At 70.8% G+C, this 19,816-nt stretch carries 20 protein-coding genes and 1 riboswitch; of the genes, 8 read left to right on the top strand and 12 right to left on the bottom strand.

Annotation, left to right across the window (positions count from 1 at the left end):
• Positions 1-64: 64 nt before the first annotated feature.
• A riboswitch (cobalamin riboswitch) is annotated at positions 65-189 on the bottom strand.
• A 58-nt stretch (positions 190-247) separates the two neighbouring features.
• From OG309_RS25035 to OG309_RS25050, 4 genes are all read right to left on the bottom strand, one after another.
• Positions 248-763 carry a GNAT family N-acetyltransferase gene (locus tag OG309_RS25035; RefSeq protein WP_329423921.1) on the bottom strand — a complete coding sequence of 172 codons (516 nt, stop codon included), beginning with the start codon at positions 761-763 and terminating at the stop codon, positions 248-250.
• 87 nt (positions 764-850) lie between these two features.
• On the bottom strand, positions 851-2,476 hold the full coding sequence (gene mctP / locus OG309_RS25040) for a monocarboxylate uptake permease MctP (RefSeq protein ID WP_329423922.1): 1,626 nt from the start codon (positions 2,474-2,476) through the stop codon (positions 851-853).
• Positions 2,473-2,727 carry a DUF3311 domain-containing protein gene (locus OG309_RS25045; protein WP_132913612.1) on the bottom strand — a complete coding sequence of 85 codons (255 nt, stop codon included), beginning with the start codon at positions 2,725-2,727 and terminating at the stop codon, positions 2,473-2,475. The genes mctP and OG309_RS25045 overlap by 4 nt, the downstream gene beginning before the upstream one ends.
• Before the next feature lie 103 nt (positions 2,728-2,830).
• Positions 2,831-3,595, bottom strand: a complete 765-nt coding sequence (locus OG309_RS25050; protein WP_329428531.1) for a GntR family transcriptional regulator — start codon at positions 3,593-3,595, stop codon at positions 2,831-2,833.
• A 292-nt stretch (positions 3,596-3,887) separates the two neighbouring features.
• Here OG309_RS25050 and OG309_RS25055 point away from each other — a divergent pair, with 292 nt between their 5' ends.
• The 4 genes from OG309_RS25055 (at position 3,888) to OG309_RS25070 (ending at position 8,645) form a co-directional block, all read left to right on the top strand.
• Complete coding sequence (locus OG309_RS25055; protein WP_329423924.1) at positions 3,888-5,171, top strand: extracellular solute-binding protein; 1,284 nt, start codon at positions 3,888-3,890, stop codon at positions 5,169-5,171.
• Positions 5,172-5,246: 75 nt separating this feature from the next.
• Positions 5,247-6,236 carry a carbohydrate ABC transporter permease gene (locus OG309_RS25060; protein ID WP_329423926.1) on the top strand — a complete coding sequence of 330 codons (990 nt, stop codon included), beginning with the start codon at positions 5,247-5,249 and terminating at the stop codon, positions 6,234-6,236.
• Positions 6,237-6,259: 23 nt separating this feature from the next.
• The gene (locus tag OG309_RS25065) at positions 6,260-7,114 is read left to right on the top strand and encodes a carbohydrate ABC transporter permease (protein ID WP_329428533.1); all 855 of its coding nucleotides are present in this window, start codon (positions 6,260-6,262) and stop codon (positions 7,112-7,114) included.
• Between the two features lie 10 nt (positions 7,115-7,124).
• Positions 7,125-8,645 (top strand): glycoside hydrolase family 3 protein, encoded by a 1,521-nt coding sequence (locus tag OG309_RS25070; RefSeq protein WP_329423928.1) that lies wholly within the window; start codon positions 7,125-7,127, stop codon positions 8,643-8,645.
• 89 nt (positions 8,646-8,734) lie between these two features.
• Here OG309_RS25070 and nagB read toward each other — a convergent pair whose 3' ends face one another.
• Both nagB and OG309_RS25080 read right to left on the bottom strand, forming a co-directional pair.
• Positions 8,735-9,520 (bottom strand): glucosamine-6-phosphate deaminase, encoded by a 786-nt coding sequence (nagB, locus tag OG309_RS25075; protein ID WP_329423929.1) that lies wholly within the window; start codon positions 9,518-9,520, stop codon positions 8,735-8,737.
• A 169-nt stretch (positions 9,521-9,689) separates the two neighbouring features.
• The gene (locus OG309_RS25080) at positions 9,690-10,442 is read right to left on the bottom strand and encodes an SDR family oxidoreductase (protein ID WP_329423931.1); all 753 of its coding nucleotides are present in this window, start codon (positions 10,440-10,442) and stop codon (positions 9,690-9,692) included.
• Between the two features lie 82 nt (positions 10,443-10,524).
• On the opposite strand from OG309_RS25080, the gene OG309_RS25085 reads away from it, so the two are divergent.
• Together OG309_RS25085 and OG309_RS25090 are read left to right on the top strand one after the other, a co-directional pair.
• Entirely contained in the window at positions 10,525-11,127 is a 603-nt protein-coding gene (locus tag OG309_RS25085; protein WP_329423933.1) for a TetR/AcrR family transcriptional regulator, read from the top strand.
• A gap of 368 nt (positions 11,128-11,495) precedes the next feature.
• Positions 11,496-12,962 carry a sensor histidine kinase gene (locus tag OG309_RS25090; RefSeq protein WP_329428534.1) on the top strand — a complete coding sequence of 489 codons (1,467 nt, stop codon included), beginning with the start codon at positions 11,496-11,498 and terminating at the stop codon, positions 12,960-12,962.
• Between the two features lie 199 nt (positions 12,963-13,161).
• Here the strand turns inward: OG309_RS25090 and OG309_RS25095 are convergent, their stop codons facing one another.
• Both OG309_RS25095 and OG309_RS25100 read right to left on the bottom strand, forming a co-directional pair.
• Positions 13,162-13,419 (bottom strand): WhiB family transcriptional regulator, encoded by a 258-nt coding sequence (locus OG309_RS25095; protein WP_003953983.1) that lies wholly within the window; start codon positions 13,417-13,419, stop codon positions 13,162-13,164.
• Positions 13,420-13,738: 319 nt separating this feature from the next.
• Entirely contained in the window at positions 13,739-14,707 is a 969-nt protein-coding gene (locus OG309_RS25100; RefSeq protein WP_329423935.1) for a diacylglycerol/lipid kinase family protein, read from the bottom strand.
• An 85-nt stretch (positions 14,708-14,792) separates the two neighbouring features.
• Here OG309_RS25100 and OG309_RS25105 point away from each other — a divergent pair, with 85 nt between their 5' ends.
• On the top strand, positions 14,793-15,257 hold the full coding sequence (locus OG309_RS25105; RefSeq protein ID WP_329423936.1) for a hypothetical protein: 465 nt from the start codon (positions 14,793-14,795) through the stop codon (positions 15,255-15,257).
• Positions 15,258-15,266: 9 nt separating this feature from the next.
• On the opposite strand, the gene OG309_RS25110 is transcribed toward OG309_RS25105, so the two are convergent.
• From OG309_RS25110 to OG309_RS25120, 3 genes are all read right to left on the bottom strand, one after another.
• Positions 15,267-16,361, bottom strand: a complete 1,095-nt coding sequence (locus OG309_RS25110) for a SigB/SigF/SigG family RNA polymerase sigma factor (RefSeq protein ID WP_329423937.1) — start codon at positions 16,359-16,361, stop codon at positions 15,267-15,269.
• Positions 16,358-16,771: an anti-sigma regulatory factor gene (locus OG309_RS25115; RefSeq protein ID WP_015036094.1), complete on the bottom strand. Its 414-nt coding sequence runs from the start codon at positions 16,769-16,771 to the stop codon at positions 16,358-16,360. The genes OG309_RS25110 and OG309_RS25115 overlap by 4 nt, the downstream gene beginning before the upstream one ends.
• 190 nt (positions 16,772-16,961) lie before the next feature.
• A complete protein-coding gene (locus tag OG309_RS25120) occupies positions 16,962-17,222 on the bottom strand; it encodes a UBP-type zinc finger domain-containing protein (protein ID WP_329423938.1) in 261 nt (86 codons plus the stop codon).
• A 78-nt stretch (positions 17,223-17,300) separates the two neighbouring features.
• Between OG309_RS25120 and OG309_RS25125 the strand changes: the two genes are divergently transcribed.
• On the top strand, positions 17,301-18,896 hold the full coding sequence (locus OG309_RS25125; protein WP_329423940.1) for a Na+/H+ antiporter: 1,596 nt from the start codon (positions 17,301-17,303) through the stop codon (positions 18,894-18,896).
• Here the strand turns inward: OG309_RS25125 and OG309_RS25130 are convergent.
• On the bottom strand, positions 18,875-19,783 hold the full coding sequence (locus OG309_RS25130; RefSeq protein WP_329423941.1) for a 1-aminocyclopropane-1-carboxylate deaminase/D-cysteine desulfhydrase: 909 nt from the start codon (positions 19,781-19,783) through the stop codon (positions 18,875-18,877). The genes OG309_RS25125 and OG309_RS25130 overlap by 22 nt on opposite strands.
• Between the last annotated feature and the right edge of the window lie 33 nt (positions 19,784-19,816).

Below are 19,816 nucleotides of genomic sequence, written 5' to 3' on the forward strand. Positions count from 1 at the left end.
CGGCGGCGCCGCGTCCACCGGCCCACTCCGCGAGGCCCGGACGTCTGTGGCACCCGGAACGGACGGACCGGGCGCGCTGTCGGCAGGTCTTCGGACTCACCCTGGGCGCGAAAGCGCGCAAAACACACCGTTGCGGGACAGTTCCGGATTTCCACCGGATTCCCCTGCGGCGACAGCGAGGACGAGCATACATGTGGGGGGCGCCGCTCGCGGCACCCCCCACATGTTGTGTCGGTCGGAGTGGAGCTCAGAGCTCCAGAACGTAGGTGAAGAGCGTGAAGTCCAGCCCCTGGACGGGATTCCAGTCCCGCTCGGGGGAGCGTACGAAGCCCAGTCGCTCATAGACACGGTGGGCGGTGGTCATCGTCCGCTGGGTGGAGAGCACGATCCGCGCGCACCCCTCGACGGCCCGCGCCCGGTCCACACAGGCCCGCACGAGGGCCTCCCCGACGCCCCGGCCGCGCGCCGCGTGCGCGACCGCCAGCATGCGGAACTCGGCCTCGCCCTCCCGGGCGATGTCGGCCCACTCGGCGCCGCCGGCGGTGAAGGTCACCCCGCCGAGGACCGTGCCGGCCGCGTCCGTGGTGTCGACGGCCACGAGCACCTCGGCCTCGGCGTCGCGCCTGGCAACGTCCCGCAGCAGGTGCAGGTACGCGTCGTCCTCGCCGAAGCTGAGGAACCCGTCGTCGAGATAGGCCCGCGCGGTGATCTCGCCGAGGGCCGCGTACTCCTCGGGCCGTACCGCCCTGATCGTGAAGTCCATGCACGGCAGTCTGCCCCCCGGCGCGGCTCCGCCCGCCCCGGATGACCGGAGGCGGGCGGAGACGGTGGAGCCGACGGCCCGCGGGGCTCAGTGCCCGGCGGTCCCGACCTTCGGCAGCTCGGTGGCGACACCCGCGTCGCCGGCGTCCGCCGTGTAGTCCTCGGGCGAGGTCTCGTCGACGCCGTCGGGCGCCTTGAGCGCCTTCAGGACGAAGGTGAGGACCACGGTGACGACCAGGTTGAGCACGAAGGCGGTGAGGCCGATGTAGCCGATCTCGCCGATGCCGGGGATCTCGGCCGAGGAGCCGCCGAAGTGCTTCTGGGTGGGGCTGGCCACGCCGTACGCGGCGGCGGTGCCGTAGACCATGCCGACGGCCCAGCCGGCGAGCAGCGCCCAGCGGTGGAACCAGCGGGTGAACAGGCCGCCGACGAGGGCGGGGAAGGTCTGCAGGATCCAGATGCCGCCGAGCAGCTGGAAGTTGATGGCGACGGTCTTGTCCATGGTGAGGACGAAGACCAGCGCGCCGACCTTCACCAGCAGCGAGACCAGCTTGGAGACCTTGGTCTCCTGCTCGGGCGTCGCGTTCGGCTTGAGGAAGTCCTTGTAGATGTTCCTCGTGAACAGGTTGGCCGCCGCGATCGACATGATCGCGGCCGGGACCAGGGCGCCGATGCCGATGGCGGCGAAGGCCACGCCCGCGAACCACGAGGGGAACATGTCCTCGAAGAGCTGCGGGATGGCGAGCTGCCCGTTGGTGACCTTCACGCCGGCGGCGATCGCCATGAAGCCGAGCAGCGCGAGCAGGCCCAGCATCAGCGAGTACAGCGGCAGGATCGTGGTGTTGCGGCGGATCACCTCGCGGCTCCTGGAGGAGAGCGTCGCGGTGATCGAGTGCGGGTACATGAAGAGCGCCAGCGCCGAGCCGAGGGCCAGCGTCGCGTACGTCCACTGGCCGGCCTCGCCGGGCACGAGCGCGCCCTTGGGCTTGCCGGTGGCCGGGTTGACCGTCTGGTAGGCCTCGCCCGCCTTGGCGAAGATCTCGTCGAAGCCGCCCAGCTTGATCGGGATGTAGATGATCGCCACCGCGATGACGATGTAGATCAGGGTGTCCTTGACGAAGGCGATGAGCGCCGGGGCGCGCAGACCGGAGGAGTACGTGTACGCCGCGAGGACGCCGAAGGCGATGAGCAGCGGCAGGTCCTTGACGAACCAGTTGGTGCCCTCGCCGCCGCCGACGCCCATCACGTCCAGGACGGCCTGGATGCCGACGAGCTGGAGGGCGATGTACGGCATGGTGGCGAGGATGCCGGTGACGGCGACCGCCAGCGACAGGCCCTTGGAGCCGAAGCGGCCGCGGACGAAGTCGGAGGTGGTGACGTAACCGTGCTTGTGGGACACCGACCACAGGCGGGGCAGGAAGGTGAAGATCAGCGGGTAGACCAGGATCGTGTACGGCACGGCGAAGAAGCCGGCCGCGCCCGCCGCGTAGATGGCCGCCGGGACGGCGACGAAGGTGTACGCGGTGTAGAGGTCGCCGCCGAGCAGGAACCAGGTGACCCAGGTGCCGAACGAACGGCCGCCCAGGCCCCATTCGTCGAGGCTGTTCTCGTTCTCGGCCTTGCGCCACTTGGCGGCCAGGAAGCCCATGACCGTGACGGCCAGGAAGAAGAAGACGAAGACGCCGAGCGCGACGCCGTTCACGCCGTCCTTCATCGCGCGTCACCTCCCTTGCGGGCGCGCTGGTCGCGCTTCCAGAGCTGGTACGCGAGCATCGTCAGTCCGGTGGAGACGACCACCCAGAGCATCTGGTACCAGTAGAAGAACGGGATGCCGATGAAGGTGGGGTCCACCTTCGCGTACGAGCTCACCCAGAGCATCGCCACGAACGGCGCGAGCAGGCAGAGCGCGATCACCACCCTCGATGGCGTGATGACCGGTTGTTTCCCTTGTGTCGCTTCTGACATGGTGAAACCGTCCCCTCACTGATCACCTCGTAAGACGGGGAAATCTAGGGGACGGTCTCGCTGTTAGGAACCCCTGTCCGTATAACGGATCGGCCGTGCCGGGTCAGCCGTTGGGACGCTGCAGTCGGGCGACGAACTTGTAGCGGTCGCCGCGGTAGACCGAACGCACCCATTCGACCGGTTCGCCCTGCGCGTCGAGGGAGTGCCGGGAGAGCATCAGCATCGGCAGGCCCACGTCCGTACCGAGCAGGCCGGCCTCGCGCGGGGTGGCCAGCGAGGTCTCGATGGTCTCCTCGGCCTCGGCCAGGTGCACGTCGTACACCTCGGCGAGGGCCGTGTAGAGCGAGGTGTACTTCACCAGCGAACGCCGCAGCGCCGGGAAGCGCTTCGCGGACAGGTGGGTGGTCTCGATGGCCATCGGCTCGCCGCTCGCCAGGCGCAGGCGCTCGATCCGCAGCACCCGGCCGCCGGCGGTGATGTCGAGCAGCCCGGCGAGGGTGTCGTCGGCCGTGACGTACCCGATGTCGAGGAGCTGCGAGGTGGGCTCCAGGCCCTGCGCGCGCATGTCCTCGGTGTACGAGGTGAGCTGGAGCGCCTGGGAGACCTTGGGCTTGGCCACGAAGGTGCCCTTGCCCTGGATCCGCTCCAGGCGGCCCTCGACCACCAGTTCCTGCAGTGCCTGGCGCACGGTGGTGCGCGAGGTGTCGAACTCGGCGGCGAGGGTGCGCTCGGGCGGGACCGGGGTGCCGGGCGGCAGGGTGTCCGTCATGTCGAGCAAGTGCCGCTTCAGTCGGTAGTACTTGGGCACGCGCGCGGTGCGGGTGGCGGCGCCGCCCTCTGTCTCCGTGCTGCCCGCGTCCGTGGCCATGGCCTGCCTTCCCGACTCCTGTGCTGCTGCCGTCACCGGCTCCTCCGTCTGTCGCGGCTCACATGGTGGCACGGACCGGTCACGGGTCGTCGCCCTCCCTCAGGTGTCGGTCCGATAACGGACCCGACTGCCCTTCTTATACACCCTTGACACCCCTAAAGGTCTAGGCCAAGCTCCGGGTACTGGTCTACACCATTAAAGACCAGGTCCCAGCCCCACGAGCATTACTCGACGTATGTCTGTATGTCTTCGCGCGGTGGGCAGGGGTTGCAGCATCCCTGAGGAGGGTGGCGTGAAGCGCAAGCTCATCGCGGCGATCGGCGTCGCGGGCATGATGGTCAGCATTGCCGCGTGTGGTGGCTCGGACGACAAGGGCGGGGCGAAGGCCGGCGGCGACGCCAAGGAGCTCACCGTCTGGCTGACGGTCGACGCCCAGAACAACTGGCCCGAGCTGGTCAAGGCCGCCGACGACGCGGTGACCAAGAAGCACCCGGGCATCAAGATCAAGCACGAGTACTACGGCTGGCCGGACAAGAACACCAAGCTGGACGCGGTGCTCGCCACGGACAAGGCCCCGGACGTTGTCGAGATGGGCAACTCCGAGATGATCAGCTACATGGCCAAGGGCGCCTTCGCCGAGGTCGACCCGTCGAAGTTCGAGAACTCCGACAAGTGGCTGGACGCCCTCAAGGACTCGGTCACCTACAACGGCAAGACCTACGGTGTCCCCTACTACGCCGGTGGCCGCGTGGGCACCTGGCGCAAGGACATCGCCGCCGAGGCGGGCGTCAAGGCCGCCCCGAAGACCTGGGCCGAGCTGACCGCGGCGCTCGACGCCATCCAGAAGAAGAAGGGCGACAAGTTCAGCGCCTGGTACCAGCCGTCGCCGGACTGGTACGCCGCGATGTCCTTCGTCTACGAGGCCGGCGGCTCCATCGCCAAGCAGGACGGCGAGACCTGGAAGTCGAACCTCTCCTCGGCCGAGTCCGTCAAGGGCCTCACCGAGTACAAGAACATCGTCGACAAGTACATGCACGGCGACAAGACGAAGGACGAGTCCGACCGTCCCGTCGTCTTCGGCCAGGGCAAGTCCGCGACGATCTTCGCCGCCGGCTGGGAGGGCGCCACCGCCGCCGACCCGAAGTCCGACAAGGTCGGCGGGCTGAAGGACAAGCTGGAGAACTTCGTCATGCCGGGCCCGTCCGGCAAGAACCTCCCGGTCTTCCTCGGCGGCTCGGACCTGGCCATCCCGGTCAAGTCCAAGGCCCAGGGCGTGGCCGGCGAGTGGATCGCCGCCTTCACCGGCGCCGAGGGCCAGAAGGGCCTCATCGCCAAGGGCAACCTGCCCAACAACAAGGCGGACCTCGCCCCGCTGAAGAACGACCCGGCCACCGCCGTCCCGGCGACCGCCGCCGAGTCCAGCTGGTTCGTGCCGACCGCTCCCGGCTGGGGCCAGGTCGAGAAGGCGCAGACCCTCAAGACGATGCTCATCGAGATCGCCAACGGCAAGAAGTCGGTCGAGCAGGCGGCCAAGGACGCCGACGCCGCGATCGACAAGGTCATCAACACCAAGTGACCTATGGGCAGGGCCCCGCCACCACGGCGGGGCCCTGCCGCCCGTACCACGAGAGGGATCGCTGAGGAGCACGGGATGAGTGCCGCAGACACAACCACCGCGAAGGTGCCGCCGGTGCGGCAATCGCCATCATCCGGCTCCCAAGCCGGTACGCCCGCCCCGCGCGGGAAGTCCAAGAGCGGGGCCGGGATCCCATGGCTGCTCCTCGCGCCATGTCTGCTCGTGCTCCTCCTGGTGCTCGGCTATCCGCTGATCCGCCTGGTCACCCTCTCGTTCCAGAAGTTCGGGCAGCCGCAGCTGTGGGGCTTCCAGGAGGCCGAGTCGGCGGGCCTGTCGAACTTCACCAACATCCTCGGCGACCCCGAGTTCTGGACCGTCGTCCTGCGCACCGTGCTCTTCGCGGCCGGCGCCGTGGTCGTCACGATGGTCCTCGGCATGGCCATCGCCCTGCTCCTGCAGCGCGTCTCCAGCTGGGTCAAGGTGCTCATCAACATCGTCCTCGTGGCGAGCTGGGGCATGCCGATCATCGTCGCCACCGCCATCTTCAAGTGGCTCTTCGACGCCGACTACGGCGTCCTCAACTGGCTGCTCAGCCGCATCCCCGGCGTGGACATGATCGGCCACAACTGGTTCGCCAGCGGCCCGCAGGGCCTCGCCGTGATCATGCTCCTGGTGGTCTGGGGCGCCGTGCCCTTCGTCGTCATCACCCTGAGCGCCGGCCTCACGCAGGTGCCCAAGGAGCTCGAAGAGGCCGCCCGCCTGGACGGCGCCGGCGCCTGGAAGGTCTTCCGCTACGTCACCCTGCCGATCATGAAGCCGATCCTCGTCATGCTGACGACGCTGTCGGTGATCTGGGACATGGGTGTCTTCCCGCAGGTCTACGTGATGCGCAACGGCCACCCCGAGGCCGAGTTCCAGCTGCTCACCACGTACTCGTTCGACAAGGCGTTCGTCGTCAACGACTACGGCACCGGCTCCGCGATCGCGCTCGTCACGGTCCTGCTGCTGCTGGGCGTCGTGGCGGTCTACATGCGCCAGATGCTCAAGATCGGAGATGTGGAGTGAGCGCAGCGAACGCACAGGGCGGCGTGAGCACCGCCAAGGTCTCCGCGGCCCCGCGCCGCCGGCGCAAGTCGAAGCTGGGCTGGAACCTTCTCGGTCTCCTCGTCTTCGTCACGGCCGGCTTCCCGGTCTACTGGATGCTCAACACGGCCTTCAAGCCGGCCAAGGACGCGATCGACCCCGATCCGCACTTCTTCCCGTCCACCTTCACCCTTGAGAACTTCAAGCGTGCCCTGGACATCGCGGACTTCTGGGGACCGGTCACCCGCAGCCTGCTCGTCTCGTCCGTCGTGGTGGTCATCGGCATCGCGGTCGGCCTGCTCGCCGCCCTCGCCATCTCCCGCTTCGCCTTCCGCGGCCGCAAGATCGTCATCGTCGGCATCCTCGCGGTCCAGATGGTCCCGCTCGTCGCGATGATCATCCCGGTCTTCCTGATGCTCAACGACCTCGGGCAGTACGACAAGCTCACCGGCCTGATCATCACCTACCTGACCTTCATCCTGCCCTTCACGGTGTGGACGCTGCGCGGGTTCATCGTCAACATCCCCAAGGAGCTGGAGGAGGCCGCGCAGGTCGACGGCTGCACGCCCACCGGCGCGTTCCTCCGGGTCGTCTTCCCGCTGCTCGCCCCCGGCATGGTCGCCACCTCGGTCTACGGCTTCATCCAGGCCTGGAACGAGTACCTCTACGCCCTGATGCTGATGAGCCAGCAGAACCAGACGGCCACCGTCTGGCTCTCCAACTTCATCACCAAGAACGGCACCGAGTACGCCCCGATGATGGCCGGCTCGACCATGATGGCCGTCCCCATCGTGATCCTCTTCCTCCTCGTCCAGCGCAAGATGGCCGCTGGCCTGACGGCCGGCGCAGTGAAGGGATGACGTCCGCACCATGACCATTCTCGAAAGCGCCTCGGACACCCTGACCCGGGACGCCCTCACCGTCCTCCAGCCGGGCTTCGTCGGTACCACCGCCCCCGACTGGCTGCTCCGCCGCATCGGCGAGGGGCTCTCCTCGGTCGGCCTCTTCGGCCGCAACATCGACACCCCGGAGCAGCTCGCCGCGCTCACCGCGCGGCTGCGCGCCGAGCGCGACGACGTCCTGGTCGCCATCGACGAGGAAGGCGGCGACGTCACCCGCCTGGAGGTCAAGCAGGGCTCCTCGTTCCCCGGCAACTACGCGCTGGGCAGCGTCGACGACGTCGAGCTCACCCGGGCCGTGGCCCGCGAGCTCGGCCGCCGGCTCGCCGAGTGCGGGGTCGACCTCAACTGGGCGCCGTCCGCCGACGTGAACTCCAACGCCGACAACCCGGTCATCGGGGTGCGCTCCTTCGGCGCCGACCCCGAGCTGGTCGCCCGGCACACCGTGGCCTACGTCGACGGCCTCCAGGCCGTGGGCGTCGCCGCCTGCACCAAGCACTTCCCGGGACACGGCGACACCAACGTCGACTCGCACCACGCGCTGCCCCGCATCGATGTGGACCTCGACACACTGCACGCCCGTGAGCTGGTACCTTTCCGCGCCGCCATCGCCGCGGGTACCAAAGCCGTCATGAGCGCGCATATCCTGCTCTCCGCGCTCGACCCGAACCGTCCGGCCACCCTGAGCCCGCAGATCCTCACCGGTCTGCTCCGCCGGGAGCTGGGCTTCGACGGGCTGATCGTCACCGACGGCATGGAGATGCAGGCCATCTCGTCGACGTACGGCATCGAGCGCGGATCCGTCCTCGCGATCGCCGCGGGCGCCGACGCCATCTGCGTCGGCGGCGGGCTGGCCGACGAGGACACCGTACTGCGCCTGCGCGACGCGCTGGTGAACGCGGTACGGACCGGTGAACTGCCCGAGGAGCGTCTGGCCGACGCCGCGGCGCGCGTGCGCGCCCTGGCGGCCTGGACTCAGGCGCACCGGGCCAGGGGGGCTGTTTCGGGGCCGGGCGCGGCAGTGCAGGAGGGGACCGCGCCCGGCACCGACGTGGGCCTCGTCGCGGCCCGCCGGGCCCTGCGGGTGACCCCGGGGGAGCGGCCGTACCAGCCGATCAGCAGCGCGCCCTACGTGGCCTCCTTCACCCCCGTCGCCAACTTCGCGGTCGGCGACGAGACCCCCTGGGGCATCGCCGCCGAGCTGGAGCGGCTCCTCCCGGGCACCGCGACCGGCTCCTACGGCACCGACGCCTCCCTGGACGAGCTCCTGGCCGCCGCCGGGGACCGGCGCGTGGTCGCGGTCGTACGCGACGCCCACCGGCACCCGTGGATGACGAAGGCCCTGGACGCCCTGCTCGCGGCCCGCCCGGACACCGTGGTGGTCGAGATGGGCCTGAACGAGTCGGAGCCCCGAGGGGCCCTGCACATCGCCACGCACGGCGCCGCCCGTGTCTGCGGCCGCGCCGCGGCGGAGGCCGTCGTCGGCCGCTAGTCCCGCGCTCCGCGCAAGCGGAAGGGGCCCGGCACCTGGATCAGGTGCCGGGCCCCTTCGCGTACCCGCCCGTGCGGGTACGGCGGGGACTAGATGCCCTGCCAGGACGGCTTGTTCGCGAAGGTGTGGCGGAAGTAGTCGGCCAGCTTCAGCTTGGAGGCGGCGGCCTCGTCCACGACCACGGTCGCGTGCGGGTGCAGCTGGAGCGCGGAGGCCGGCACGAGCGCCGCGACCGGGCCCTCGACGGTCTGCGCCACGGCCTCGGCCTTGCCCTCGCCGGTGGCGAGCAGCACCAGGTGGCGGGCCTCCAGGATGGTGCCGATGCCCTGGGTGATGACGTGGTGCGGCACCTGGTCGATGTCGTTGTCGAAGAAGCGCGCGTTGTCCACCCGGGTCTGCTCGGTGAGCGTCTTGATCCGGGTGCGGGAGGCGAGCGAGGAGCAGGGCTCGTTGAAACCGATGTGCCCGTCGGTGCCGATCCCGAGGATCTGGAGGTCGACGCCGCCGGCCTCGCTCAGCGCCCGGTCGTAGGCCTCGCAGGCCGCCAGGACGTCCTCGGCGGAGCCGTCGGGGCCCATGAAGGCGTCCTGGGAGAGCCCGAGCGGCTCGACGACCTGGCGCAGCACCGTGGACCGGTAGGACTCGGGGTGTCCGGCGGGCAGCCCCACGTACTCGTCCAGCTGGGCGATGCGGGCCCGGGAGGCGTCCACGGACCCGGCCGCGACCTGGGCGGTCAGGGCGTCGTAGATGGGCAGCGGGGTCGATCCGGTGGCCACGCCGAGCAGCGCGTCGGGCTTGCGGCGCAGGAGGTCGGCGATGCCGTCCGCGATGAGCTCGCCGCCCGCCTTGGCGTCCTTGACGATGACAACTTCCACGCTGTGCCTGCCGATCTGGTGAGGGGCTGGAAAGGAGCCGGGTGGTATAGACCAATCGAACCCAAATCTAGCAGAGCCGAGCCCGTCCGCCCATGCGTTCCGGCCCATCCCGTCCATCGTCGGCCGCACCTGTCCCACCAGCCACTCGGAGCCCTCCTGTCCCGGCGTCTCAGGCCAGCGAGCCTCCCGTCGCGTCGATCCACTGCCCCGTCACCCAGCGCCCGTCGTGGGAGGCCAGGAAGGCCACCACGTCGGCTATGTCGGCCGGCTCCCCGACCTTCCCCAGGGCCGACATCGCCGCCGCCCCCGCCCAGGCCTCCTCGTTCCCCCGGAGCCAGCCCGCGTTGATGTCGGTGTCGACGATGCCCGGCGCCACCGCGTTGACCGTGATCCCGCGCGGGCCGAGGACCTTCGACAGATAGCGGGTGAACGTGTCGAGCGCGCTCTTCGACATCGCGTACGCGATGAGCTCCGGCATCACCGCGGCGTGCGAGAGCCCCGTCGACACGTTCACGATCCGGCCGCCGTCGCGCAGCCGCTCCACGCCCAGCCGGGACAGGAAGAACGGCGCCTTCGTGTTGACCGCGAAGATCCGCTCGTACTCCTCCTCGCCGATCGAGGAGAAGGGGGCCGAGGCGCCGATCCCCGCGTTGTTCACCAGGATGTCCAGGCCGTCCGCGTGGGCGTCGAAGGCCGCCCACAACGCCTCCGCGTCCCCCGGCACGCCCAGCTCCTGCCCGATCGCGAAGGCGTCGCCGCCCGCGGCCAGGATCGTGGCGACCGTCTCCTTCGCTGCCCCCTCGTTGCTGCCGTAGTGCACGCCGACCCTCGCCCCGTCCCGGGCCAGGCGCTCCGCGACAGCCCGCCCGATGCCCCGGCTGCCGCCCGTGACCAGTGCCGTCTTCCCCTTGAGCACGCCCATGACGGCGCCCCCTCACATGTGTAGCGGTCGTTACGAAAAGAACCGTACCACCTTCCGTAGCGTCCGCTATAGAATTAAGGCCATGACCTCGAAACAGCGCGGCCGGCCCCGTTCCTTCGACCGCCCGACGGCGTTGGAGCAGGCCACCATGGCCTTCTGGGAACACGGCTACGAGACGACCTCCGTCTCCGACCTCACCCGGGCGATGGGCATCAGCGCGCCGAGCCTCTACGCGGCCTTCGGCGACAAGAAGACCCTCTTCGAGGAGGTCGTGGAGGAGTACGCGCGCTCGTACGGGGCCTTCGGCGGGCGCGCCTTCGCGGAGGAGCCGACCGCCCGCGGCGCGATCGGCCGCATGCTCAGGGAGGCGGCGGGGGAGTACACGGACCCGGCCCACCCGCGGGGCTGCCTGATGATCTCGGCCGCGATCAACTGCTCGACGCCCGAGGTCGAGGAGGCGCTGCGCGCGCGCCGCAACGCGAACATCTCGGCGTTCGAGGCCCGGATCCGCCGGGACGTCGAGAGCGGCGAGCTGCCCGCGGACACCGACGCCCCGGCCCTCGCCCGCTTCAGCGGCGCCGTCCTCCAGGGCATGTCCCAGCAGGCCCGCGACGGCGCCGGCCGTCAGGAGCTGGAGGCGCTGGCGGAGACGGCGATGCTGGCGTGGCCCGCGCCCGGAGCCTGAGCCGGGAGGGGCGGAGGTCCGCGCCGGCAGGGCCTCCGCAAGGCCCCGGAAACACCCGCGGGCCGCGGCGCCTGACGGGACCCTCAACCCGTCCGGCACCGCAGCCCGGAGTTACTCGGCCGGGGGTGTGCGGTTCCCTCGGCCGTATGGGAGGTCTCGGCGCAGTCAGGGCAGAGAGCGCCGGGTACCTCGTCCACCCTCCTGTGCGGGGAGAGTGGAGGCTCCTGTAAAGCATTGTGGACTAGACCATTCTCGTCTGTCCATCCATAGGAACCGGGTCCTTCCGGGCCCATCCTCCAACACGGAGGCCCGGAGATCCAGGTTCACCGCCCTGTAATTCCGCGGGTACGCTCGCACACGTGCCCTCCATGAACGACCTCGTCCGCCAGCACACCGCTCTGAGCGAGTCCGACCTCGACTGGCTCCACATGCTGGTGTCGGAGTGGCAGCTGCTCTCCGACCTCTCCTTCGCCGACCTCGTCCTGTGGGTCCCGACCCTCGACGGCACCCGGTACGTCTCCGTCGCCCAGATGCGGCCGAACACCGGCCCCACCTCGTACCAGGACGACATGGTCGGGCATCTGGTCCCGCGCGGCCGACGCCCGCTCCTGGACGCCGCCCTGGACGAGGGCCGGATCGTGCGCGAGGGCGACCCCGAGTGGCGCGAGGAGGTCCCGGTCCGGGTCGAGTCCATCCCCGTGCGCCGCGAGGGCCGCGTCCTCGGCGTCATCGCCCGCAACACCAACCTGCTCACCGTCCGGACCCCGTCCCGGCTGGAGCTCACCTACCTCCAGTCCGCCTCCGACCTGGCCCAGATGATCGCCGCGGGCAGCTTCCCCTTCCCCGGCGAGCAGGTCGACATGGACTCCTCGCCGCGGGCCGGCGACGGACTGATGCGGCTCGACGCCGACGGCGTCGTCCAGTACGCCTCGCCCAACGCCCTCTCCGCGTACCACCGGCTCGGCCTCGCCGCCGACCTCACCGGCCAGCACCTCGGCCAGATCACCGCCGAACTCGCCCCCTCCCGCGGCCCGGTCGACGAGGCCCTGGCCACGATGGCCTCCGGCTACGCCCCGCGCGAGTTCGAGGTCGAGGGCAACGGCGGCTCGATCCAGCTGCGCGCGATCCCGCTCAAGCCCAAGGGCACCCGGATCGGTTCGCTGGTCCTGCTCCGGGACGTCACCGAACTGCGCCGACGCGAGCGCGAGTTGATCACCAAGGACGCCACCATCCGGGAGATCCACCACCGGGTGAAGAACAACCTCCAGACGGTGGCAGCCCTGTTGCGGCTCCAGGCCCGCCGGATGGACTCGGAGGGCGGGCGCGAGGCCCTCAACGAGGCCGTGCGGCGCGTCGGTTCGATCGCCATCGTCCACGAGACGCTGTCCCAGAACCTGGACGAGCGGGTCGAGTTCGACGAGATCGCGGACCGGGTGATCGCGATGGTCGCCGAGATCTCCCCGGGCAAGGTGACCTGCCGGCGCAACGGCCGCTTCGGCATCCTGGACGCCGAGGTCGCCACCCCGCTCGCCATGGTCCTGACCGAGATCCTGCAGAACGCCCTGGAGCACGCCTTCGCGCCGGGGGAGCAGGGCACCGTCGAGGTCACCGCCGTCCGCGGCGAGCCCCGCGCCGACGCCCGTCTGCTGATCACGGTCAAGGACGACGGCCGCGGTCTGCCCGAGGGCTTCGACCCGCAGCGGGCCGGCAACCTCGGACTGCAGATCGTGCGGACGCTGGTCGAGGGCGAGCTCGGCGGCGGCTTCGACATGCAGCCGGGCGCCGAGGGCGGCACCCGCGTCGTGCTCGACATCCCCGTGAAGTCCCAGAAGTAGCGCCCGTCCGGCGGGAGTTGAGAGGCGGATCACACCGGCTGCCGATCACGCCGGCTGCCCGATCACAGCAGCGAGCCCCGGACCGAAGGGAATCGGTCCGGGGCTCGAATGCTGTGGGTTACTGCTGCGCGCTGCGGCTCGGGGGCGGTGATTGCGTACACGACGTACGCGCCGCTTGCCTCAGGCTGTCACAGGTGGCTCAGGCGCTGGCGTTGCGCGCCCGGTTGCGGGCGGCGCGACGCTTCATCGCGCGGCGCTCGTCCTCGCTGAGGCCACCCCAGACGCCGGAGTCCTGGCCGGACTCGAGCGCCCACTGCAGGCACTGCTCCATGACGGGGCAGCGACGGCAGACGGCCTTGGCTTCCTCGATCTGCAGCAGCGCAGGACCGGTGTTGCCGATGGGGAAGAACAGCTCGGGGTCTTCCTCACGACAAACGGCGTTGTGACGCCAGTCCATGGCTGCTACCTCTCTTGGTTATTACGTGCAAGTTGCTTGTGAATGTGAACGCTTTCACGAATCCCCCCGCAAGGGAAGGGCCGACTGCCAGGTGAACTGGTGTGGTCCTGGGTTTTGAGGAGGGGTTCTGGCTCTCAGTGGAGGCCGGTCTTGCGGGCCGTCCCGATCGCCAAGAAGAGACTCGCAAACCTCGGCAACGGATACAACCCCTTCTGGAAAGTTTTTTTTGATTCCTCGGTGTCGGCTCCGTCACAGCCGTACTTCTAGGGGGTGGATGGCAGCCTAAACGTTCGAGTGGAAGGACTTTCGACCCTTCCGGTCACACAATCACACGCAGTGCACGGCGTACGCCTGTGAACGTCACGCTCGTACGCAGCCCCAGGTGGTCTCCGTCCATCTGGAGCGGCAGGGGCACCTTCGAATGCAAGGTGAAGTCGGTCAGGTCGTGCAGGGTCAGCGCGTGCTTCCCGTGCGGCCCCCGCTCGGGGGTGGAAGTGAGCAGCTGGGTCGCGTACCGGGCGACCGAAGGGGCCGAGAGCCGGCTCAGTCCGAGCACGTCGAGGGCCGTCTCGAAGGAGGCCTCCGGCGACGCGTACACCGGACGATTCCCCAGGTAGGTCCAGGGAGAGGTGTTGCAGATTATGGAGAGGACCAGATCCTCCACAGGATCCTCACCCGGCCGGTCCAGCGTGATCGTGCCGTGCCGCCGGTTCTGCTCGCCCAGGAACTGGCGCACCACCTGACGCAGATAGAGCGCGTGGGTCGAACGCTTGCCGCGCTCCCGCTGCTGTTCGACCCGGCCGATCACGCTCGCGTCGAATCCGAACCCGGCACAGAACGTGAACCAGCGTTCGGGCACCGCCTCGTCCTCCGTGCCCGGCGTACCGGACGCGAGCCCCAGACTCACCGTCCGTGCCCGCCGCTCACGCAGCGCGTCGAGCAGCGCCCCGGTCGCCTCCACGGCGTCGTTGGGCAGTCCGAGTGCCCGCGCGAACACGTTGGTCGAGCCGCCCGGCACCACCGCGAGCCCCGGCAGCCGGTCCGGATCGGGCCCCGCGTGCAGCAGCCCGTTGACCACCTCGTTGACCGTGCCGTCGCCGCCGAGCGCCACCACCAGGTCGATGTCGTCCGAGTCGGCGGCCCTGCGCCCCAGGTCGCGGGCGTGGCCGCGGTACTCGGTCGTGATCGCCTCCAGCTTCATCTCGCTGGCGAGCGCGTGGATCAGCACATCCCGTGTGCGGGCACTGGTGGTGGTTGCTGCCGGGTTGACCACGAGAAGCGCGCGCATGGTCGCCAGGGTACCTACCCGGCGGTACCCCGGCCCAGCCGCCCGCGCCCCGCACCTCGCCGCGGGCCCCGGCTACCCTGCCTGCATGAGCAGTGCCGAGAGTGCCCAGAGCCCCGAGAGTGCAGACATGAGCGGTACGGAGCGGAGCCCGCGCGCCGGGCGCCTGGCCGCCGCCGCGGCCGTGGCCGGCGTCGAGGGCCTCGCCCTCCTGGCCGGCGGCCTCTCCATGCTGGTGACCGTCCTGGCCGACGGGCCCGACGACCTCACCTCGGCCGTCATGGGCGCGGCGACCCTCGTCGCCCTCGGCCTCATCCCGCTCGCCGCCGCCCGCGGTCTGTGGCTGCGCCGCTCCTGGGCCCGGGGCCCCGCGGTCATCACCCAGATCCTCGCCCTGCCGGTCGCCTGGCAGCTGCTCCAGGCGAACAGCGTCATGATCCCGGCCGGCATCGCGCTCGCCGCGCTCGCCGTGACCGGGCTCGTCCTGCTGGTGAGCCCGTCCACGACCGAGGCGCTCGGCATCCGGCGCCCCGGCCAGGACTCGCCCCGGTAGGCCCGGGGCCTACTCCTCGACCAGCAGCTTCTCCCGCAGCTGCGCCAGCGTCCGCGCGAGCAGCCGGGAGACGTGCATCTGCGAGATGCCGACCTCCTGCGCGATCTGCGACTGGGTCATGTTCCCGAAGAAACGCAGCAGCAGGATCCGCTTCTCGCGCGGCGGCAGGTCCTCCAGGAGCGGCTTGAGCGACTCCCGGTACTCGACGCCCTCCAGCGCCTCGTCCTCCGCGCCCAGGGTGTCCGCGACCGCGGGCGACTCGTCGTCCGTGTCCGGCACGTCCAGGGAGAGCGTCGAGTAGGCGTTCGCCGACTCCAGGCCCTCCAGGACCTCCTCCTCCGAGATCCCGAGCCGCTCCGCGAGCTCGTGCACCGTCGGAGAGCGGCCGTGCTGCTGGGAGAGCTCCGCCGTCGCCGTCGTCAGCGAGAGCCGCAGCTCCTGGAGGCGCCGGGGGACCCGCACCGCCCAGCCCTTGTCCCGGAAGTGGCGCTTGATCTCGCCGACCACCGTCGGGGTCGCGTACGTGGAGAACTCCACGCCCCGGTCCGGGTCGAACCGGTCCACCGACTTGATGAGGCCGATCGTGGCGACCTGGGTCAGGTCGTCCAGCGGCTCGCCGCGGTTGCGGAAGCGACGGGCCAGGTGCTCCACCAGCGGCAGGTGCATCCGCACCAGCCGGTCGCGCAGCGCGGCCTTCTCCGCGGAGCCCTCCGGAAGGGCGCGCAGCTCGATGAAGAGCGCCCGCGCCCCGCTGCGGTCGTGCGGATGCGGGGTCTCCGGGGGTTCGGGAGCCTCGTCGGCCTCCTTCGCCTCGTCGGCCTCCTTCGCCTCGTCGGCCTCCTTCGCCTCGTCGGCCTCCGACGTCCCGGAGGCCTCCGGCGACCCGTCGGCCTCCGACGGCTCAGGCGTCTCCTGGTCCGCGGCAGCCTCCGGGGGTCCCGGAACCTCGTTGTGCTGGTCCTGCTCGCTCATCTGGTCCGCCTGCTCCGCGTGATCCGTAGCGACCTCGACTTCAGTCTCGACCGAGACCGACCCGGCCTCGGCATCCGGATGCGGCCGTGCCTGCTGCTCAGGGATGCCGGCCGTCGCGTCCCCGCGCCTCACGCCGGGCCTGGCCCCGCGCCGCGCTGTTTGTACAGGCTGATGGAGACCGTACGGTCCTCCGCCACGGACGACTCCACCTTGCCGGCCAGTGCCGACAGCACCGTCCACGCGAAGGTGTCCCGCTCGGGGGCCCGGCCGTCGGTCGTCGGGGCCGAGACCGTGACGTCGAGCGAGTCGTCCACCAGACGGAAGACGCAGCTCAGCACCGACCCCGGCACGGCCTGCTGGAGCAGGATCGCGCACGCCTCGTCGACGGCGATGCGCAGGTCCTCGATCTCGTCGAGGGTGAAGTCCAAGCGCGCCGCGAGACCGGCCGTGGCCGTACGCAGCACGGACAGGTAGGCACCCGCAGCGGGCAGCCGGACTTCCACGAAGTCCTGGGTCCCGGGCTCGCCTGCGATCTGGGACACCCTCACCTCCAAGGTGGCACAAGCTCTTTCGGGGTCCGGGGAAGAACCCCCCGAACCAGGCGGTACGCAGTGGGTTGCGCAGTCCGCCGAGACGCTATCGCGATCCGTCCCGCCGTGTCGCCGGGGGCCCTGAGGACCGGCCCCCGCCCGGCGGCCGCGGAGACCCGCGGAGGGGTGACGTACCCAGCCGTCAGACGATCGAACCGTCCACGAAGCACCAGCGCCAGCGCTCGTTCGGCTCGAAGGTGCGCATCACCGGGTGGCCGGTCGAGGCGAAGTGCGCCGTCGCGTGCCGGCCCAGCGAGGAGTCGCAGCAGCCCACGTGCCCACAGCTGAGACAGAGCCGCAGCTGGACGGGGTGGGTTCCGTCGGCCAGGCACTCCGGACAGGTGGCGTGCAGCGGCGCCGGTTCGGGGCGCGGCATTTCGGCAACGTGCGGGCACTCGCTCATGATGGCCAGGTTACGTTGTGGCGGGCGTGACGTGGCGGGAGTGACGCAAGAGCACGGACGGGACGGGCGACGGACGGCATGGACGCACTGCAACTGGTGGCACTGGTCGCGGCGAGCGCCGCGGTGGCGGGGTTCGCCCGGCGCACACCGGTACCGGCGCCGCTGCTCCTCGTCGCCGTCGGACTCGCCTGTGCCTATCTGCCGGGGGTGCCGGACTACACCCTCGACCCGCACATCGTGCTGCCCCTCATCCTGCCCCCGCTGCTCTACACGGCCGCCGTCGAGTCCTCGTACCTGGACCTGCGGGCCAACATCCGGCCGGTCGCCCTGCTCTCCGTCGGCTACGTGCTCTTCGCGACGGTCGCGGTCGGCTGGCTCGCGTACGTCCTCGTGCCCGACCTCCCGCTGACCGCGGCGCTCGTCCTCGGCGCGGTCGTCGCCCCGCCGGACGCCGTCGCCGCCACCGCGATCGCGCGGAAGCTGGGCCTGCCGAACCGGATCACCACCATCCTCCAGGGCGAGTCCCTGGTGAACGACGCCACCGCCATCACCGCGTACAAGGTGGCGCTCGCCGCCGCCGTGGGGGAGGGCATCAGCTGGGCCGGGGGCTTCGGCGAGTTCCTGCTCGCGGCGGTCGGCGGCATCGGCGTCGGCCTGGTCCTGATGGTGCCCATCCACTGGCTCCGCACGCACCTGCGCGAGGCCCTGCTGCAGAACACCCTCTCGCTGCTCATCCCCTTCGTCGCCTACGCCGCCGCCGAGGAGGTCGGGGCCTCCGGAGTGCTCGCCGTCGTCGTGGTCGGCCTCTTCCTCGGCCACAAGAACTGGAAGGTCGACTTCGCCACCCGGCTCCAGGAGGAGGCGGTCTGGAAGATGGTCGCCTTCGTCCTGGAGTCCGCCGTCTTCGCGCTGATCGGCCTCCAGCTGCCGTACGTCGTCCAGGGCCTCGGCCGGTACGGCATCGGGGAGGCGGCCTGGTACGCGGCCGGGGTCTTCGTGGCCGTGGTCGTGGTCCGCTTCGTCTGGGTCTACCCGGCCACGTTCCTGCCCCGCTGGATGTCCGCGCGGATCCGCGAGCGCGAGCCCGAGGTGGACTGGCGGGCACCGCTGGTCGTCGGCTGGGCCGGCATGCGCGGGGTCGTCTCGCTCGCCATCGCCTTCTCCATCCCCGTCGTCGCCGACGGCGTCGAGTTCCCGGCCCGCAACCTGGTGCTCTTCCTGACCTTCACCACCGTGATCGGCACCCTCGTCGTCCAGGGCCTCACCCTGCCGCCGCTCATCCGCGTCCTGAAGCTGCCGGGCCGCGACCGCTACCAGGAGACCCTGGCCGAGGCGCAGGCCCAGAGCGAGGCCTCGCAGGCTGCCGAGGAGCGGCTCGACGCGCTCCTCACCGACCCGGCCAACACCCTCCCGCCGCCCCTCGCCGACCGGCTCCGCACCGTCCTGGAACGGCGCCGCAACGCCGTCTGGGAGCGGCTCGGCGCGGTCAACGAGCTCACCGGCGAGACCGCCGACGACACCTACCGGCGACTGGCCCGCGAGATGATCGACGCCGAACGCGAGGTGTTCGTACAGCTGCGCGACGCACGCCGTATCGACGACGAGATGATGCGCACCCTGCTGCGCCGCCTCGACCTGGAGGAGGCCGCGGCCTACCGCGAGGAGTCCGCCTGAGGCTCCGGGGAGCCGGTGACCACGGCGGCGATCCGGGTGCCGGGGGCGAAGGCGCCCTCCTCGGCGAGCTTCCCGAGTCCGTACAGCAATTTGGCGACATACAGCCGCTCGATGGCGAGTCCATGCCGCGCCCCGAAGGCCTCCGCGAAGGCGTCGAGCTCCGGGGTCGTACGGGCGTAACCGCCGCAGTGGAAGCGCTCGTCGAGCCGCCAGTCCCCGCGCGGGCCGCCGAACGCGGCCTCCTGGAGGGCGTGGACCTCGGCGCCCAGGAAGCCGCCCCTGAGGACCGGGACGCCCAGCACCGGGCCCGGGAAGCCGGCCGCGAGCCCCGCCAGGGTGCCCCCCGTCCCGCAGGCGACGGCGGCCACGTCGGCCGCGCCCGCCAGCTCGCGGCCGAGCTCCACGCAGCCCTCGACGGCGAGCGCGTTGCTGCCGCCCTCGGGCACCACGTACACGTCCTCGGGGACCTGCTCCAGGAGCCGGGCCAGGACGGCGGGCTCGCGCTTGGCGCGGTACGTGGCGCGGTCCACGAACAGCAGGCGCATGCCGTCGGCCGCGCACCGCGCGAGCGAGGGGTTCAACGGCCGGCCGGCCAGCTCGTCGCCGCGCACGACGCCGACGGTGCGGAAGCCGAGCAGTCGGCCCGCGGCGGCCGTCGCGCGCAGGTGGTTGGAGTACGCGCCGCCGAAGGTGAGCACCGGGCGCCCCCCGGCCGCCCGGAGGTTGAGCGCCAGCTTGCGCCACTTGTTGCCGGGCAGGGCCGGGTGGATCAGGTCGTCGCGCTTGAGCAGCAGCGTCAGGCCGTGCCGGGCGAAGCGCTCGTCCTCGACCGGCTCCAGGGGGGACGGGAGCCGGGGCCGCAGGGGTTCGAGGTCGGGCACGTTCACCCGGCCATTCTCCCGCCTCCCGGACCGTCCGGG

Source organism: Streptomyces sp. NBC_01268, assembly GCF_036240795.1.
Lineage (GTDB): Bacteria > Actinomycetota > Actinomycetes > Streptomycetales > Streptomycetaceae > Streptomyces.

Coding starts and splice junctions, on each gene's coding strand:
- OG309_RS25035 (WP_329423921.1), bottom strand. CDS start 763: ATGGACTTCACGATCAGGGCGGTACGGCCCGAGGAGTACGCGGCCCTC.
- mctP (WP_329423922.1), bottom strand. CDS start 2,476: ATGAAGGACGGCGTGAACGGCGTCGCGCTCGGCGTCTTCGTCTTCTTC.
- OG309_RS25045 (WP_132913612.1), bottom strand. CDS start 2,727: ATGTCAGAAGCGACACAAGGGAAACAACCGGTCATCACGCCATCGAGG.
- OG309_RS25050 (WP_329428531.1), bottom strand. CDS start 3,595: ATGGCCACGGACGCGGGCAGCACGGAGACAGAGGGCGGCGCCGCCACC.
- OG309_RS25060 (WP_329423926.1), top strand. CDS start 5,247: ATGAGTGCCGCAGACACAACCACCGCGAAGGTGCCGCCGGTGCGGCAA.
- OG309_RS25070 (WP_329423928.1), top strand. CDS start 7,125: ATGACCATTCTCGAAAGCGCCTCGGACACCCTGACCCGGGACGCCCTC.
- OG309_RS25080 (WP_329423931.1), bottom strand. CDS start 10,442: ATGGGCGTGCTCAAGGGGAAGACGGCACTGGTCACGGGCGGCAGCCGG.
- OG309_RS25085 (WP_329423933.1), top strand. CDS start 10,525: ATGACCTCGAAACAGCGCGGCCGGCCCCGTTCCTTCGACCGCCCGACG.
- OG309_RS25090 (WP_329428534.1), top strand. CDS start 11,496: ATGAACGACCTCGTCCGCCAGCACACCGCTCTGAGCGAGTCCGACCTC.
- OG309_RS25095 (WP_003953983.1), bottom strand. CDS start 13,419: ATGGACTGGCGTCACAACGCCGTTTGTCGTGAGGAAGACCCCGAGCTG.
- OG309_RS25100 (WP_329423935.1), bottom strand. CDS start 14,707: ATGCGCGCGCTTCTCGTGGTCAACCCGGCAGCAACCACCACCAGTGCC.
- OG309_RS25105 (WP_329423936.1), top strand. CDS start 14,793: ATGAGCAGTGCCGAGAGTGCCCAGAGCCCCGAGAGTGCAGACATGAGC.
- OG309_RS25120 (WP_329423938.1), bottom strand. CDS start 17,222: ATGAGCGAGTGCCCGCACGTTGCCGAAATGCCGCGCCCCGAACCGGCG.
- OG309_RS25125 (WP_329423940.1), top strand. CDS start 17,301: ATGGACGCACTGCAACTGGTGGCACTGGTCGCGGCGAGCGCCGCGGTG.